Raw genomic sequence first — 15,950 nt, forward strand, 5'->3', positions numbered from 1 at the left:
AATGACATAAAGACCTTCGCAAGCTCATTGCTGTCCGGCGGTGGTGAGCTGCGCCTGCCATCCCGTAGAATCAAAGCCCGCTCACCGTTTCCTTTTTTCCTTGCTGATGGATGCTCACAGTCCCGTCCCGCTTCTGAGGGAGATCATCCTTTTCCTCGCGCTCGCAGGGCTGCTCATCCCCCTGCTCGCACGCCTGCGCATCAATCCGGTGCTCGGCTTTCTGGCCTTCGGCACGCTGATTGGCCCCTACGGGCTGGCCTCGTTTGCAGCGCAGTGGCCGTGGCTGTCGTGGCTGACTTTCGCCCGCCCTGAGGACGTGGAGTTTCTCGCCGAACTGGGCGTGATCTTCCTCATGTTCATGATCGGGCTGGACATGTCGATGCAGCGCCTGTGGTCCATGCGCCGTCTGGTATTCGGTCTGGGCGGCTTGCAGGTGGTGCTGACGGCAGCGGCGATCGGCCTGCTGGCGGCACGCTTTGGCAACGGCGTCGAAGCCTCCGTCATCCTCGGCGTGGTGCTGGCCTTCTCATCGACGGCGATCATCATGCAGCTGCTGATCCAGCGCCGCGAACTCGGCACGCCATTGGGGCAGTCGGCGTTTGCAATCCTGTTGTGCCAGGACCTGGCCGTGGTGCCCTTGCTGGTGCTGATCAGCATCCTCGGTTCAAGCACCGCCGAGGGCAGCTTTGCCTTCCTGCTGGCGAGCGCGACGCTCAAGGGCGTGCTCACCGTGGTCGCGCTCTACCTCATCGGCCGGCGTGTGGTGCGCCCGCTGTTCCACCAGATCGCCGCCGACCGCCAAGCCGACACCTTCACCGCGCTCACCCTGCTCACCACCCTGGGCGTGGCCGCGCTGACCTACTCGGCCGGCCTGTCGATGGCGCTGGGCGCGCTGCTGGCCGGTCTCATCATTGCGGAAACCGAATTTCGCCATGAAGTCGAGATCACCATCGAGCCTTTCAAGGGCCTGCTCATGGGGCTGTTCTTCCTGTCCGTGGGCATGGGCATCGATCTGCGCGCGCTGCTCGCGCAGCCGGTGTGGATTCCGCTCTCGGTCGTCGGCCTGTTTGCGCTCAAGGGGCTGATCGTCACCGTGCTGCTGCGCGTGTTCGGTCTGTCCTGGGGGCGGGCGACCGAAGGCGGCCTGCTGCTGGGCCAGGGCGGCGAATTCGCCTTCATCGTGATCGGCCTGGCGCTCAGCTTCGAGCTCATCGCACGCCCGGTCGGGCAGTTCATGCTCATCGTGGTCGGCGTGTCCATGCTGATAGCACCGCTTGTGGCCCGCCTGGGCCAGGGGCTGGGCGACGCCATCGATCGCCGCATGCCGCCAACCCGGCTACCGGAGGACGTGGCACTGGGTGCGCTCGACGGCCACGTCATCATCGCCGGCTACGGCCGGGTGGGGCAGATGGTGGGCCAGATGCTGGCCGAACAAGGGGTGCGCTTTGTCGCCATCGAGCATGACGCCAAGACCGTGGCGCTGCACCGCAAGGCCGGTGTAGCCTTGATTTTCGGCGACGCCAGCCGCCCCGAGCTGCTGCGCAAGCTGCACATCGAGCGCGCCCGCGCCGTGGTGTTGACGATGGATCACACCGCCGCGGCCACGCATGCGGTACAAGGTATCCGCCGTATCGAACCACGCATGTACATCATCGCGCGCTCGCGGGACGAGAAGCATGCCTTGTTGCTGCGCGAAGCCGGGGCGTCCATCGTCGTGCCGGAAACGCTTGAATCGAGCCTGAAGCTGGCCGGCTCGGTGCTGGAGACCCTCGGCGTACCACCCGACGCGACCGCACGCCTGCTCGAACAGGAGCGCGAGCGCCGCATCATGGCCTTGCGCGATTAGACATCCCGCAGCGATCAACCCAGCCCCCCTCATGGACGATACCTTGAGCACGCGCCCTCCCCGCATCGCCCTCATCACCACCGGCGGCACGATCGCCGGCAGCGCGAACTCGGCCACCGAGCTCAGCAACTACAGCGCTGGCCGGCTGGCCGCCGCAGACCTGCTGGGCGCGGTGCCGCAGCTCGCCGCTCTGGCCGACATTCGCAGCGAACAGCTGTTCAGCCTGGACAGCAAGGACATCGGCCCCGCGCACTGGCTCATCCTGTTGCGCCGCGTGCAGGCCCTGGTGGACGACGACGGGGTGGACGGCGTGGTCATCACCCATGGCACCGACACCCTGGAAGAAACCGCCTACTTCCTCCACATCACCCTCACCACCGCCAAACCGGTGGTAATGACCGCCGCCATGCGACCGGCCAGCGCGCTGTCGGCGGACGGCCCGCTCAACCTGTACCAGGCCGTACAGCTCGCCAGCAGGCCCGCCGCTGGCCGTGCCGGCGTGCTCGCCGTGCTTGGCGACCGTATTCTTCCCGCCACCCAGCTCAGCAAACGCCACCCATCGGCGGTCGACGCCTTCAGCTCCAGCGCCACCCTCACCATCGACGCCAGCGACATCCAGCTGCACGCGCTCGCGCCCTACCGCTATAGCCGCATCCACCTGGCCGCCAGCGTGCACAGCCTGCCGCCGGTGGAATTGCTGACCGTGGGCGCAGGCAGCTCCACCGCGCTGGTGTCGGCCGTGGTGCGCGCGCTCGCGCGCGCCAGCCTGCTCACGGGCGCAGCCGGGCTCGTGCTCGGCCTGCCCGGCAATGCCAGCCTGCCGGCAAGCTGGGAAGCCGCCATCGAGGCCGATCTGCCGCCTTCGGTGCCGCTGGTGCTGGCCAGCCGCTGCGGTGCGGGCGTTCGCCCGGTACATGGCGAGCGCGCCAACAACTGGCTGCAATCCACCACCCTCGACCCGCTCAAGGCACGGGTGCGCCTGATCGCAGGCCTGGGCGCGGGACTGCGCGGTGTGCGCCTGAAGCGCTGGTTCGAGCGCGGCTGAAGCCGCGAGCTGTGCAGGTCGTGCAAGCCTACAGCCCGGGGTCGCTGCCGCCGCCAGCCAGGGCCATCTCCACCATCGGCCGCGACAGATGCGGTGCAAAACCCTCGATGAAGGCGTACACATAGGCGCGCAACCACGACCGCTTGCGCAGGCCGATACGCGTCGTGCTCGACTCGAACAGATGTGAGGCATCCACCATGCCCAGCCGCCGATCCTCGGCCGGATCGTAGGCCATGCGCGCGAGGATGCCGATGCCCAGGTCCATCTCCACGTACTTCTTGATCACGTCCGAGTCGATCGCCGAGAGCACGACATTGGGTTTCAGCCCACGACCGAGAAAGGCCTTGTTGATCAAGCCGCGGCCGGTGAACGCGTCGTCATAGGTGATGAGCGGATAGCGCGCGATCGCCTCCAGGGTGAGCGGTGATGCGCGCAGGATGGGGTGGCGCGGAGTGGCGACCACGCAGCGATTCCACTGGTAGCAGGGCAGCATCAGGAGCTCGTCGTAATCGGCGATGGCCTCGGTGGCAATGGCGATGTCAGCCGTGCCATCGAGCACCATCTCGCACACCTGGCGCGGATTGCCCTGGTGCAGTGACAGCCTGACCTGGGGATAGCGCCGCATGAAGTCGCGTATCACCTGCGGCAGCACATAGCGCGCCTGGGTGTGGGTGGTCGCGATCGACAGTTCGCCAACGCTCTCGTTGGCGAACTCGTCACCCACTTGCTGCAGGTTGTCGACATCGCGCAGCACGCGCTCGGCAATGCTCAGCACCGCGCGCCCGGGCTCGGTCACGGCGACCAGGCGCTTGCCATGGCGCTCGAAGATCTCGATCCCGAGCTCGGTTTCAAGCTGGCGGATCTGCTTCGACACACCCGGCTGTGAGGTGAACAAGGCTAGCGCTGCTTCAGAGACATTCAATCCGCAGCGGGCAACTTCATGGATATAGCGCAACTGCTGAAGGTTCATGCTCAATTCCATATAACAACAAGTTATTAAGCTCTAACCATAAACGACTTCTTGCGCCTAAACGAGCTATTTATGATGCGCCGCACTACTCAGGAACATTGCAAATGGACTTCGCCTACATCATCGCCGGATTTTTCGTTGGCGCCATCGTCGGTCTGACCGGCGTGGGGGGCGGCTCCTTGATGACGCCGCTGCTGGTGCTGATGTTCGGCATCCACCCGTCAGTGGCGGTCGGCACCGACCTGCTCTACGCCGCGATCACCAAGGCAGGCGGCACGCTCGCGCACGGACTGAAGGGCTCGGTGGACTGGAAGATCACGCGCTTGCTCGCCACCGGCAGCCTGCCCGCGGCGGTCATCACCCTGGTGCTGGTGGGTCGTTACGCGCCTGGCGGGATAGACGGCGCTGCCAGCCTGATCAAGGTCGCGCTCGGTGTCGCGCTCGTCCTCACTGCAGTGGCGCTGATCTTTCGCAAGCGCATCCAGGCCTTTGCCCTCGCCCGCTTCGGCGGCCAGCCCGACCCGGTGCGCACCGCCCGCCTCACCATCATCACTGGTGCGGTACTCGGCGTGCTGGTGTCGATTTCCTCGGTGGGTGCAGGCGCCCTGGGTGTCACCGCCCTGTTCTTCCTCTACCCGGCGATGCCGGCGCTGCGCATCGTGGGCTCGGATATCGCCCATGCCGTACCGCTCACCGCGGTTGCCGGCATCGGTCACTGGATGCTCGGCAGCATCGACTGGTTCTTGCTCGGCAGCCTGCTCGTTGGCTCGCTGCCCGGGATCTGGCTTGGCAGCCACATCTCGGCCAAGGTCTCCGATCGCGTCCTGCGCCCCATCCTGGCGACGATGCTGATGCTGGTCGGCGCCAAGCTGATATCGCACTGAAAACACGGGCCCACATCCGAGGCACCGGAGCGCTCCTCACGAAGCGCTCGCTACTGACCGAATACAAAACAGAGAGAACCCACATGTACCAATACGACGACTACGACCAGCATCTGCTCGACGAACGTGTTGCACAGTTCCGCGACCAGATGGGGCGCTTCCTCGCCGGGGAGCTCTCGGAGGATGAGTTCCGTCCGCTGCGCCTGCAGAACGGCGTCTACATCCAGCGTCACGCGCCGATGTTCCGCATCTCCGTGCCCTACGGCCATCTCGCCAGCCGCCAGCTGCGCAAACTCGCCGAGCTGGCGCGCAACCATGACCGCGGCTACGCCCACTTCACCACCCGCACCAATGTCCAGTTCAACTGGCCGGCGCTGGAGGCCATTCCCGAGATGCTCGCCGAATTGGCCAGCGTGCAGATGCATGCCAACCAGACCTCGGGCAACTGCATCCGCAACATCACCGCCGACCCCTTCGCCGGCGTGGCGGTCGACGAGGTGGCCGATCCGCGGCCTTTCGCCGAGATCCTGCGCCAGTGGGCGACCTACAACCCCGAGTTCGCCTTTCTGCCGCGCAAGTTCAAGATCGCCTTCAACAGTGCCGCTGAAGACCGCGTCGTGCTGCGGGTGTACGACATCGGCCTCAGCCTGGTGCGCAACGACGCCGGCGAACTGGGCTTTCGTGTGCTCGTCGGCGGTGGTCTGGGCCGCACGCCCATCCTGGCCGAAGAGATCGCGGCCTTCGTGCCCTGGCAGCACCTGATCAGCTACTGCGAGGCCATCCTGCGCGTCTACAACCGCTGGGGCCGGCGTGACAACGCATGGAAGGCGCGCATCAAGATCCTGGTCAAGGCCCTCGGCGTCGACGCCTTCCGGCGCGAGGTCGAGGACGAATGGGCGCTCGCCAAGGACGGCCCGAGCACCATCACCGAGGCTGAGTTCGCCCGCGTCGCCGCGCACTTCAGCCCGCCCGCCTACGACAAGCTGCCCGCGCATGATGCGGAATTTGACGCCCTGCTCGCCACCAACAAGGCCTTCGCCAACTGGGTGAAGCGCAACGTGCGTACGCATCGCCAGCCCGGCTACGCCTCGGTGATCCTGTCGCTGAAGAAGACCGGCACCGCGCCGGGCGACGTCAGCGCCACGCAGATGGACCACATCGCCGCACTGGCCGACCGCTTCAGCTTTGGCGAGGCGCGCATGCTGCACGAGCAGAACGTGGCCCTCGCCGACGTGCGTCGCCAGGACTTGTTCGCACTCTGGCAGGAGGCGCGCACGGCCGGGCTGGCGACGCCCAACATCGGCCTGCTGACCGACATCATCTGCTGCCCCGGCGGCGACTTCTGCAGCCTCGCCAACGCGCGCTCGATCCCGGTGGCCGACGCCCTCCAGCACCGCTTTGACGATCTCGACTACCAGCACGACATCGGTGAGCTCGACCTCAACATCTCCGGCTGCATGAACTCCTGCGGTCACCACCACGTCGGCCACATCGGCATCCTCGGCGTCGATAAGAACAACGAGGAGTGGTACCAGATCTCGATCGGCGGCACCCAGGGCAATGGCACCACCCTGGGCAAGGTGATCGGCCCCTCGTTCGCGCTCAATGAAGTGGTGGGCGTGGTCGAGCAGCTGCTCGAGACCTATGTAGACCTGCGCCATGAAGACGAGCGCTTCATCGACACCGTACAACGCCTCGGCATCGCCCCCTTCAAGGAGCGCGTGTATGCCGAGCGCCAGCCGCAAAGGAAACCCGCCCATGTCTGAGCAGCTCATCAAGAACGGCCGCGTCGTCACCGACCCGCGCCTTATCGTCACCCTCGCCGAGGGCGAGGCCCCCACCGACATTGCAGTCCCTGCCGGCCCCGTGCTGGTGCCGCTCGCCGTATGGCAGGCGCGGCGCGAGGAGTTGCTGGCGCGCGCGCGCAGCGGCGAACTCGGCGTGTGGCTGGCTGCGGGTGAGGACGTCGCCGCGCTCGCCGACGATGTCTCACTGTTGAGCGTGATCGGCCTGCAGTTCCCGAAATTCACCGATGGCCGCAGCTACTCGGCCGCCACCCTGCTGCGCACGCGCTACGCCTACCGCGGCGAGCTGCGTGCCATCGGCGAGGTGTTGCGCGACCAGTTCAATTACATGACGCGCTGCGGCTTCGACGCCCTGCAGCCACGCGCCGGGCGCTACAGCGACGCACAGCTCGAGGCTGCGCTCACCAGCATCGCCGACTTCACCCAACCCTATCAGCACTCGGTGAAAGACCCGCTCCCGCTCTTTCGCCGCGTCAGTCGTGAAAACAGCCAGGAGGTACAGGCATGAACGCGAGCATCTCCATCCTTCGTCCTGGCAGCAACAACCCGGCCACTCACCCCGAGCTCACCGACACCCTGCGCGCCAGCGTCGCCGCCAAGGCCAGCGCGGCCCTCGCCGTGCTGCGCGCAGCGCTTGAGGAATTCGGCAGCGCGGGCGAGCTCACCTTCGCCAACAGCTTCGGCGCCGAGGACATGGTGCTGACCGATCTGATCCTGTCACAGGCGCTGCCGATCGAGATCTTCTCGCTCGATACCGGTCGCCTCCCGGCCGAGACCTACAGCCTGATGGGCAAGGTCGAGCAGCGCTATGACGCGAAGCTGAAGGTCTTCTTTCCCGACGCCACGGCGGTCGAGACCCTGGTGCGCAGCCACGGCATCAACGCCTTCTACGACTCGGTCGAGCTGCGCAAGGCCTGCTGCGGTGTGCGCAAGATGGAGCCGCTGCGCCGTGCTCTGGCCGGCAAGAAGGCCTGGGTCACCGGCCTGCGTGCCGCGCAGTCGGTGACGCGCAGCGCGCTGCCGCTGCGCGAAATGGACCTCGCCAACGGCCTGGCAAAGCTCAATCCGCTCTCGGACTGGAGCGAGACCGAAGTGTGGGCCTACATCCGCATCAACGAAGTGCCCTACAACGCGCTCCATGACCAGTTCTACCCCAGCATCGGCTGCGCCCCGTGCACCCGTGCCGTCGCACTCGGCGAGGACGTGCGCGCCGGGCGCTGGTGGTGGGAAGACCCCGCCTCCAAGGAGTGCGGCCTTCACGTCAAGGCGAGCTGAAGCATGAACACCAGACACTCCGTGCAGCGCGTGCACAGCGCTGATGTGGGCGCACTGCGCCACCTGCAGCATCGCCTGCTTGCGCTCCGGGCCGGTCTGAAGGCCGCGCTGCGTGCCTTCCGCAAGCACTCGACCAAGCATCCGCAACGGTAAACCCATCATGTCGACCCTGATCAAACAGACCTTGTCCCACCTTGACTGGCTGGAAGCTGAAGCCATCCACATCCTGCGCGAAGTCGCCGGCCAGTGCGCCAACCCTGTGCTGCTGTTCTCTGGTGGCAAGGATTCGCTGTGCCTGCTGCGCCTGGCTGAGAAGGCTTTCCGCCCCGGCCGCTTCCCCTTCCCGCTGCTGCACATCGACACCGGCCACAACTACAAGGAAGTGACTGACTTCCGCGACCAGCGTGCAGCCGAGCTCGGCGAGCGCCTGATCGTGCGCTCGCTGGAAGATTCGATGGCGCGCGGCACCGTGGTGCTGAAGCATGCGGGTGAGTCGCGCAACAAGCATCAGTCGGTGACGCTGCTCGAGGCGATCGAGGAGTTCGGTTTCGACGCCTGCATCGGCGGCGCCCGCCGCGACGAAGAGAAGGCACGCGCGAAGGAGCGCATCATGAGCTTCCGCGATGAGTTCGGCCAGTGGGACCCGAAGAACCAGCGCCCCGAGCTGTGGAACCTGTATAACGCGCGCCGCCACCAGGGCGAGAACATCCGCGCCTTCCCGATCAGCAACTGGACCGAGCTCGACGTGTGGCAGTACATCGCCCGCGAGCAGCTGGAGTTGCCGTCGATCTACTTCGCCCACACCCGCCCGGTGGTGCGCAGGAACGGCTTGCTGCAGCCGGTCACCGAGCTCACGCCGGCAAAGGATGGCGATGTGGTCGAGGACGTGCAGGTGCGTTTTCGCACCGTCGGTGATATCAGCTGCACCGCGCCGGTGGAGTCCGACGCCGACACCGTGGAGAAGATCCTTGCCGAGACCGCAACGACGACCATCACCGAGCGCGGCGCAACGCGGATGGACGACCAGACCTCGGAAGCCTCGATGGAGCAGCGCAAGAAGGAAGGGTACTTCTGAGAGCTGTTTTTGGCTGTTTGTGCTCGACGGTTCGGCGGCGGGACGCATGCAGGGTGTTCCTTCCGGGGCTGTTGAAAGCGGCAGGCTGGAAGTCACCGGCTCCAGGAGGGATGCGTACGGGGCATTCCTTCCGAGGCTGCGGAACTCGCCCTTCGGGCTCAGACAGTCCTCGCCTCTTCACGAATGCCCCGCACGCATCCTGGAACCTTGGTCAAGACACTGAGAAAAAACAGGACCTGGCCTGGCCGGAAGAACGAACTCGGCGAGCCGGGGATGTGTCGGGTGTTCCTGAAGAAGGCGAGGACTGTCTGAGCCGAGCGCAGCGATGGCGAGTTCCGCAGCCTTCCGAAGGAACACCCGGCGCATCGCAGGCACGAAGCACATCAAACAATCAGCAAGCGAATTTGAAGAAAGTCTGAAGGAATAAAAACCATGTCCGCCCTCGAACACCTCCCCGAAATCGACAATGGCCTGCTGCGCTTCCTGACCTGCGGCAGCGTAGACGACGGCAAAAGCACCTTGATTGGCCGCCTGCTCTTCGACAGCAAGACCATCCTTGCCGACACCCTCAACGCCATGGAAAAAACCTCGGCCCGGCGCGGCATGGCGGAGGTCGACCTGTCGCTGCTCACCGACGGCCTGCAGGCCGAGCGCGAACAAGGCATCACCATCGACGTCGCCTACCGCTACTTCACCACCGGCCGGCGCAAGTACATCATCGCCGACGCCCCCGGCCACGAGCAGTACACCCGCAACATGGTCACCGCGGCCTCCACCGCCAACCTCGCCATCATCCTCGTCGACGCGCGCAAGGGCATCCTCACCCAGACCCGCCGCCACTCCTACCTCGCCAGCCTGGTCGGCATTCCCCACCTTCTGGTCGCAGTCAACAAGATGGACCTGGTCGGCTATGACCAGGCGGTGTTCGAGCGCATCAAGGCCGAATACCTCACCTTCGCCACCCAGCTTGGCATCAAGGACGTGCGCTTCATCCCCATCTCCGCATTGGCCGGCGACATGATCGTCGACCGCGGCGAGCACCTGCCCTGGTACGAGGGCCCGACCCTGCTCGACATCCTCGAGAACGCCCCCGCCGCCCACACCGAGCAGGCCGAAGACTTCCGCTTTCCGGTGCAATACGTCTGCCGCCCGCAGGACTCGGCCAACCCCGAGTTGCACGACTACCGCGGTTTCATGGGGCGGGTGGAGTCGGGCGCAATCGCCGTCGGCGACGCCATCACCGTACTGCCCTCAGGTGCGCGCAGCCGCATCAAGAAAATCGAACTGGGCAGCCAGTCGCTGCCGCGCGCCATCCACGAGCAGTCGGTGACCCTGCTGCTGGAAGACGAAATCGACATCTCGCGCGGCGACCTCATCGTCAAGTCGGCCGAAGCGCCCGTGCCCGTCAAGCACATCGACGCCACCCTGTGCTGGCTGTCCGAGACCCCCTTGAGCCCGGCGCGCACCTACCTGGTCCGCCACACCACCCGTGAGGTCAAGGCCAAGCTCGCGAAGATCGACTACCGCCTCGACGTAAACACGCTGGAGCGGGAAGCTGCCGATGGCCTGGCCATGAACGACATCGCCCGCGTCACGCTGAAGCTCGCACAACCGATCGTCGCCGACTCGTATCGTAGCAATCGCGCTACCGGCGCCTTCATCATCATTGACGAGAGCAGCAACAACACCGTGGGCGCGGGCATGATCGCCTGAGTTCCCGCCGCGGGCGAGACAGCGCGATCGAGAACTACATCACGCGGGCAGCAAAGGCGCCCATCAGGGACCTTTACTACTGCTTACAATTGTCGGATGATGCGAAACGCAACTATGTTTTTGTCATTTTTAGCGCCACTGACCGCCGCTCACCGACAGCCCTGACAACAGGCCAGGAGGTCGATGAAGCGCAAGGTCACGGCCTCAAGCCTGAAGGAAGGGAACAATGTACAAGCGAATGATCGTGGTCGCCCTTGCGGCCACCCTGCTGTCCGGATGTGCAGCCACCCAGGTCGCCATCAGCAAGCGCGATCTGGACGTGCAGACCAAGATGTCGGATACGGTGTTTCTCGACCCGGTAGGCGCGGACAAGAAAACCATCTTCGTCCAGATCCGCAACACCTCCGACAAGCCTGAACTCTCGGTCCACGATGAAATCGTCGCTGCGCTGGGGGCCAAGGGTTATCAGGTGCTGCAAGACCCGGACGCCGCGCATTACATCCTGCAGGCCAACATCCTTCAGGTCGGCAAGGCCGCGCCGAGCGCCATCGAGGCCGCCATGCAGCAGGGCTACGGTGTATCCGCGGTCGGCGGACTCGTCCTCGGTTCTGGTGTTGCCTATGCCACAGGCAGCGGCGGACGTGGAATTGCAGCCGCAGGCCTGATCGGCGCCATCGCCGAAACCGTCGCCGGAGCGGCGGTGAAAGACGTCTATTTTTCCATGATCACCGACCTGCAACTCAAGGAACGCATGCGCGGCAAGGGCAAGGCCAGCGTCAGCAGCAGACACAACCTGCGCCAGGGCAACAGTGGCAGCACCCAGGTTGCGTACGACGAAGAGTCCGAATACAAGTCCTATCAGACGCGTATCGGCTCCACCGCCAACAAGGTCAACCTCGAGTTTGAAGAGGCGCTCCCGGAACTGAAGAAAGGCCTCATCACCTCGATTTCCGGCCTGTTCTGACCCGCTGCGCGCGTACCAGCGCGCGCTTTGCCATTTGCAGCGGCGCTGCCGATAATGTCGGTCGCGCCGCTCTTACGTCCACGCCATGTCAGTCCGCACCCCCTCCCCCAAGGATTCTGTCCCTCGCACCCGCGTCGACAAATGGTTGTGGGCAGCGCGTTTCTTCAAACATCGCAGCGCCGCCACCGAGGCGATAGACGGCGGCAAGGTCAAGCTCAACGGCCTTGCGACCAAACCTTCACGCGAGATCAAACCTGGTGACCGCGTCGACATCACCATTGGCGAAGACACGCGCACGGTGATGGTATGCGCCATCGCCGACAAGCGGGGCACAGCGACCGTGGCGCAAACACTCTACGAAGAGACCGCGGAGAGCATGGAGGCACGCGAGCGCGCCCGTGAGTTGCGCAAGTTTGCCGCCACCCCGGGCGCTGATCTGCATGGCCGCCCCACCAAGCGCGACCGCCGCCGCATCGACCGCTTCGGCGGGTTCTGAGCACTACCGTGCCTGCGCAAAGCGGGCCAGATCCAGACCCTTGCGTGGGCGCGGGCAAGGGCTCAAGGGTCATGTCACGGCTTGCGTGCTGACGCTGCGCAGGGCGAGGATTGCGCTGTACGGCTCGGGCAATACGCAGACGCGGCGAACTTGCGGCCTTGTTGGGCACTCCGACTCACAGGTGCCGCTGCCATTTGCCAGCACACCGTCGCGGAGGGCTTCACATGTGGGCTCCCAAACCGGCCATGATGCAGAAGTTGATCAGCCTGCTGGTGCTGAGCCTGGCGCTGTCTTTCGGGGTGCTCGGCGCAGCCCCGCCAGGCCGTGATGGGGTGCTTGTGCTGCATGTGGACGGCGTGATCGGGCCGGCAACCGCCGACTACCTGCACAAGGGTCTGCTCCGCGCCGCCGAGCGCGGCGCGCAACTGGTGGTTATCGAGATCGACACCCCGGGCGGGCTCGACAGCTCGATGCGAGCCATCATCAAGGACATCCTCGCTTCGCCCGTACCCGTTGCCACCTTCGTCGCGCCCGCGGGCGCACGCGCCGCCAGCGCCGGCACCTACATTCTTTACGCCAGCCACATCGCGGCGATGGCCCCGGCGACCAACCTTGGCGCGGCCACGCCGGTGGCGATCGGTATTGGCGGCGCGCAACCCGGCACGGACATACCTCGCGAGGACGACAATCGACAAGCCTCCCCGTCCGGGCAAGGCAGCGCGCCTGGCGAAGAGCCCGCTGCGGACGCGACAGAGCGCGCCAGGGCGCAGGGCGCCGGGCCCACCGACGCGATGACGGCAAAGTCCATCTCCGACGCCACCGCCTACATCCGCAGCCTGGCCCAGTTACGCGGCCGCGACGTGGACTTTGCCGAACGCGCCGTGCGCGAGGCCGCCAGCCTGTCGGCCGAAGAGGCGCTGGCCCAGGGGGTGATCGATCTCACCGCGCTCGATGTCGCCGATCTGGTGCTCAAGCTCGATGGCCGCGAAGTCCCCGTGCTCGACGGCCGACGCACACTGGCCACCGCCGATCTGAGCATCGAGCGCCTGGAGCCGGACTGGCGCAACCGCGTGCTTGCCGCAGTCGCCAACCCACAGTTGGCCCTGATCCTGATGATGATCGGCATCTACGGCCTGTTCTTCGAATTCACCTCGCCCGGCTTCGGGGTGCCCGGCGTAGCAGGCGCCATCGCGCTGCTGGTCGCGCTCTACGCCTTCCAGCTCCTGCCGGTGAACTGGGCCGGTGTGCTGCTGGTGGCGGTCGGCGCCGCGCTCATGCTGGCCGAGGCCTTCCTGCCCAGCTTCGGCGTGCTCGGCGTCGGTGGCATCGTCGCCTTCGTCGTCGGCGGCCTGTTCCTGATGAACACCGACGCCCCCGGCTTCGGCGTGCCGCCGGCGCTGATCATCGGCTTTGCCCTTGCCAGCGCAGTCATTCTCCTCGGCATCGGCAAACTCGCGCTGCGCAGCCTGCGCCGCCCGGTGGTGAGCGGACGCGAGGGCTTGATCGGCGCGCATGGCACCGTCACTCAGGCCAGCGCGGATGGCCACTGGTGGATAAGCGTGCACGGCGAAACCTGGCGCGCCCGCAGTCCAGCGCCGCTCAGCCCCGGAGCGCGCGTACAGGTCGAGCATATCGACGGTCTCGTGCTCGAGGTTTCACCCTCGGTTTCCATCACCAAAACAGGGAGTACATCGTGATGATCGATCTTCAATTCGGGCTCGCACCACTGATCCTGCTGCTGCTCTTCCTTGTCGCCGCCTCGATCAAGATCCTGCGCGAATACGAGCGTGGCGTCATTTTCCTGCTCGGTCGCTTCTGGCGCGTCAAGGGCCCTGGCCTGGTGATCGTGATTCCGGGCATCCAGCAAATGGTGAAGGTGGACCTGCGCGTGGTGACCATGGACGTGCCTGCGCAAGACGTGATCTCGCGCGACAACGTCTCGGTGAAGGTCAATGCGATCGTGTTCTTCCGCGTCCTCGATCCGGAAAAAGCCATCATCCAGGTGGAAAACTTCCTCGTCGCCACCAGCCAGCTCGCACAGACCACCTTGCGCGCGGTGCTGGGCAAACACGAACTCGACGAGATGCTGTCCGAGCGCGAGCGCCTCAACCTGGACGTGCAGAACATCCTCGACGCGCAGACCGACTCCTGGGGCATCAAGGTCACCAACGTCGAGATCAAGCACATCGACCTCAATGAAAACATGGTGCGTGCGATTGCCCGCCAGGCCGAGGCCGAGCGCGAGCGTCGCGCCAAGGTGATTCACGCCGAGGGCGAAAAGCAGGCGGCCCAGGCCTTGCTGGAGGCGGCACAGACGCTCGCGCTCGAGCCGGCTGCCATGCAACTGCGCTATCTGCAGACGCTGACCCAGGTCGCCGGCGACAAAAGCTCGACCCTGGTGTTTCCGGTGCCGGTGGACATCCTCGGTCAACTCATGGGGCAAGCCCGCAGCGCGCAGGCGCTGACAGCCCCGGTGGCGTCCCCGGCAGCGCCCTCAGCACAGCCTCCAGCGCAAGCCTGAACACTGTCGGACGCGGTTCAATCCGGGTCGCGCGCGCAGTGCACCGCCAGCCACACCGTGCCGACGGCCGTTGCCTCCACCCGATGGGGGCAGCCGGCGGGCAGTTCGACCCAGTCACCCGGCTCCAGCGCGAGGCGGGCGCCATCGGCAAAACCGAGTTCGGCGCTGCCCTGCAGCAGCACCACCCATTCGTCTTCCGGCTGTTCGTACCAGAAGCCGGGCGGGCTGGCCTGGCCGTGCGAAACGATGCGCTCGACGCGGCAAGCGCCGCCTGCAAACAGGAGCTCAAAGTGCTCTTCCAGGCCGGCAGGTGGGAGCGGCGAAAAAAGATTGCCGCGGCGCAGCGCCTTTGCGCCCGCAGGGTGCGGCGGTGAGGGCTCTTGCTCGGCCATTTCAGTCCAGCACCAAGGCCAGCGCCAGCGGCAGGAACACGACCGCCGCCAGATTGCCGATCAACACCATCGACGCCACCTTGCCCGGCTCCTGCTGATAGCGTTCGGCAAACATGAAGTTGAGCACCGCGGGCGGCAGCGCGCCGAACACCAGTAGCAGCGCCTGCTCGCGCGCCGGCAGCTCGATCAGCTGCAGCACCGCCCACGCCAGCGCCAAGCCTATCAGTGGGCGCGCGAGGGCACCAAACACGCCGATGCCGACCGCGCTGATGCGGGAGTCCGCCAGACGCACACCGAGACCGAACAACATCAACGGAATCGATATTTCGCCGAGCATGCGGATCGCGATCAAGAGCGGCGGCCACACCTCGAAGTGGCTCAGGCTCACGCTCAGCCCCAGGAAGGTGGCCAGCACCGACGGCACCTTCCATACCGTGAGCAGGCGCACGCGATGGTCAAGCAACCAGGCGCCGAAGGAAAAATGCACCAGGTTGGACACCATGAACATCACCACCATCGGCGCCAGCGCCGTCTCGCCAAAAGTCAGCACCGCCAACGGCAGACCGAGGTTGCCGCAGTTGTTGAACATGATGGGTGGCACCAGCGTCTTCGGCTGCATGCCGAGCGCACGCGCCAGCGCCCACGCCACCAGCCCCGAACCGAGCACAATCAGGCTCACCGCCACCACCAGCGGCAGGAAGGCGCTGATGTCGAACGCCTTGTTCGCCAGCGCGGCAAACACCAGCGCCGGCACGAACACGTCCATGTTGAGCTTGTTGGCCTGCGACAGGTCGGGCTTCATGCGCCGGCCAACGAGGTAGCCAAGCGCAGTGATCGCGAACAGCGGGAAGAGGATTTCGACGATTCGGATCAGCATCGGAGTCGATCAGGAGAGGGGATGCGCCTGGAAATGACGCCGCCCCGTTGGCGCACTGGGTACGCCGTCGGGGCGGAACGGGTGAAG

16 protein-coding genes are annotated in these 15,950 nt (G+C 65.7%); 13 read left to right on the forward strand and 3 right to left on the reverse strand.

Features of this window, described 5'->3' with window-relative positions:
• Window positions 1–106 precede the first annotated feature (106 nt).
• Together M622_RS21040 and M622_RS21045 are read left to right on the forward strand one after the other, a co-directional pair.
• On the forward strand, window positions 107–1,846 hold the full coding sequence (locus M622_RS21040) for a cation:proton antiporter domain-containing protein (RefSeq protein ID WP_021247510.1): 1,740 nt from the start codon (window positions 107–109) through the stop codon (window positions 1,844–1,846).
• A gap of 43 nt (window positions 1,847–1,889) precedes the next feature.
• Entirely contained in the window at window positions 1,890–2,891 is a 1,002-nt protein-coding gene (locus tag M622_RS21045) for an asparaginase (protein ID WP_245543018.1), read from the forward strand.
• Between the two features lie 28 nt (window positions 2,892–2,919).
• On the opposite strand, the gene M622_RS21050 is transcribed toward M622_RS21045, so the two are convergent.
• Window positions 2,920–3,861: a CysB family HTH-type transcriptional regulator gene (locus tag M622_RS21050; protein ID WP_021247512.1), complete on the reverse strand. Its 942-nt coding sequence runs from the start codon at window positions 3,859–3,861 to the stop codon at window positions 2,920–2,922.
• 104 nt (window positions 3,862–3,965) lie between these two features.
• Between M622_RS21050 and M622_RS21055 the strand changes: the two genes are divergently transcribed.
• From M622_RS21055 to M622_RS21100, 11 genes are all read left to right on the forward strand, one after another.
• Complete coding sequence (locus tag M622_RS21055; protein ID WP_021247513.1) at window positions 3,966–4,745, forward strand: sulfite exporter TauE/SafE family protein; 780 nt, start codon at window positions 3,966–3,968, stop codon at window positions 4,743–4,745.
• An 83-nt stretch (window positions 4,746–4,828) separates the two neighbouring features.
• Window positions 4,829–6,511, forward strand: a complete 1,683-nt coding sequence (locus tag M622_RS21060) for a nitrite/sulfite reductase (RefSeq protein ID WP_021247514.1) — start codon at window positions 4,829–4,831, stop codon at window positions 6,509–6,511.
• Complete coding sequence (locus tag M622_RS21065) at window positions 6,504–7,058, forward strand: DUF934 domain-containing protein (protein ID WP_021247515.1); 555 nt, start codon at window positions 6,504–6,506, stop codon at window positions 7,056–7,058. Before M622_RS21060 ends, M622_RS21065 begins: the two co-directional genes overlap by 8 nt.
• A complete protein-coding gene (locus tag M622_RS21070; protein ID WP_021247516.1) occupies window positions 7,055–7,825 on the forward strand; it encodes a phosphoadenylyl-sulfate reductase in 771 nt (256 codons plus the stop codon). Before M622_RS21065 ends, M622_RS21070 begins: the two co-directional genes overlap by 4 nt.
• Window positions 7,826–7,828: 3 nt before the next feature.
• Window positions 7,829–7,978: a hypothetical protein gene (locus M622_RS40270; protein WP_021247517.1), complete on the forward strand. Its 150-nt coding sequence runs from the start codon at window positions 7,829–7,831 to the stop codon at window positions 7,976–7,978.
• Window positions 7,979–7,985: 7 nt separating this feature from the next.
• Complete coding sequence (gene cysD / locus M622_RS21075) at window positions 7,986–8,900, forward strand: sulfate adenylyltransferase subunit CysD (protein WP_021247518.1); 915 nt, start codon at window positions 7,986–7,988, stop codon at window positions 8,898–8,900.
• A 432-nt stretch (window positions 8,901–9,332) separates the two neighbouring features.
• Entirely contained in the window at window positions 9,333–10,613 is a 1,281-nt protein-coding gene (gene cysN / locus M622_RS21080; RefSeq protein WP_021247519.1) for a sulfate adenylyltransferase subunit CysN, read from the forward strand.
• A 226-nt stretch (window positions 10,614–10,839) separates the two neighbouring features.
• Window positions 10,840–11,577, forward strand: a complete 738-nt coding sequence (locus tag M622_RS21085) for a complement resistance protein TraT (RefSeq protein ID WP_021247520.1) — start codon at window positions 10,840–10,842, stop codon at window positions 11,575–11,577.
• 85 nt (window positions 11,578–11,662) lie between these two features.
• Window positions 11,663–12,073 (forward strand): RNA-binding S4 domain-containing protein, encoded by a 411-nt coding sequence (locus M622_RS21090; RefSeq protein WP_031345996.1) that lies wholly within the window; start codon window positions 11,663–11,665, stop codon window positions 12,071–12,073.
• A gap of 224 nt (window positions 12,074–12,297) precedes the next feature.
• Window positions 12,298–13,770, forward strand: a complete 1,473-nt coding sequence (locus M622_RS21095; RefSeq protein ID WP_040830173.1) for an NfeD family protein — start codon at window positions 12,298–12,300, stop codon at window positions 13,768–13,770.
• A complete protein-coding gene (locus tag M622_RS21100) occupies window positions 13,770–14,594 on the forward strand; it encodes a slipin family protein (RefSeq protein WP_021247523.1) in 825 nt (274 codons plus the stop codon). Before M622_RS21095 ends, M622_RS21100 begins: the two co-directional genes overlap by 1 nt.
• A gap of 17 nt (window positions 14,595–14,611) precedes the next feature.
• Here the strand turns inward: M622_RS21100 and M622_RS21105 are convergent, their stop codons facing one another.
• Both M622_RS21105 and M622_RS21110 read right to left on the reverse strand, forming a co-directional pair.
• A complete protein-coding gene (locus M622_RS21105; RefSeq protein ID WP_021247524.1) occupies window positions 14,612–14,986 on the reverse strand; it encodes a cupin domain-containing protein in 375 nt (124 codons plus the stop codon).
• Window position 14,987: 1 nt separating this feature from the next.
• The gene (locus M622_RS21110; RefSeq protein ID WP_021247525.1) at window positions 14,988–15,863 is read right to left on the reverse strand and encodes an AEC family transporter; all 876 of its coding nucleotides are present in this window, start codon (window positions 15,861–15,863) and stop codon (window positions 14,988–14,990) included.
• Window positions 15,864–15,950: the final 87 nt, after the last annotated feature.

It is taken from the genome of Thauera terpenica 58Eu (genome assembly GCF_000443165.1).
Lineage (GTDB): Bacteria > Pseudomonadota > Gammaproteobacteria > Burkholderiales > Rhodocyclaceae > Thauera > Thauera terpenica.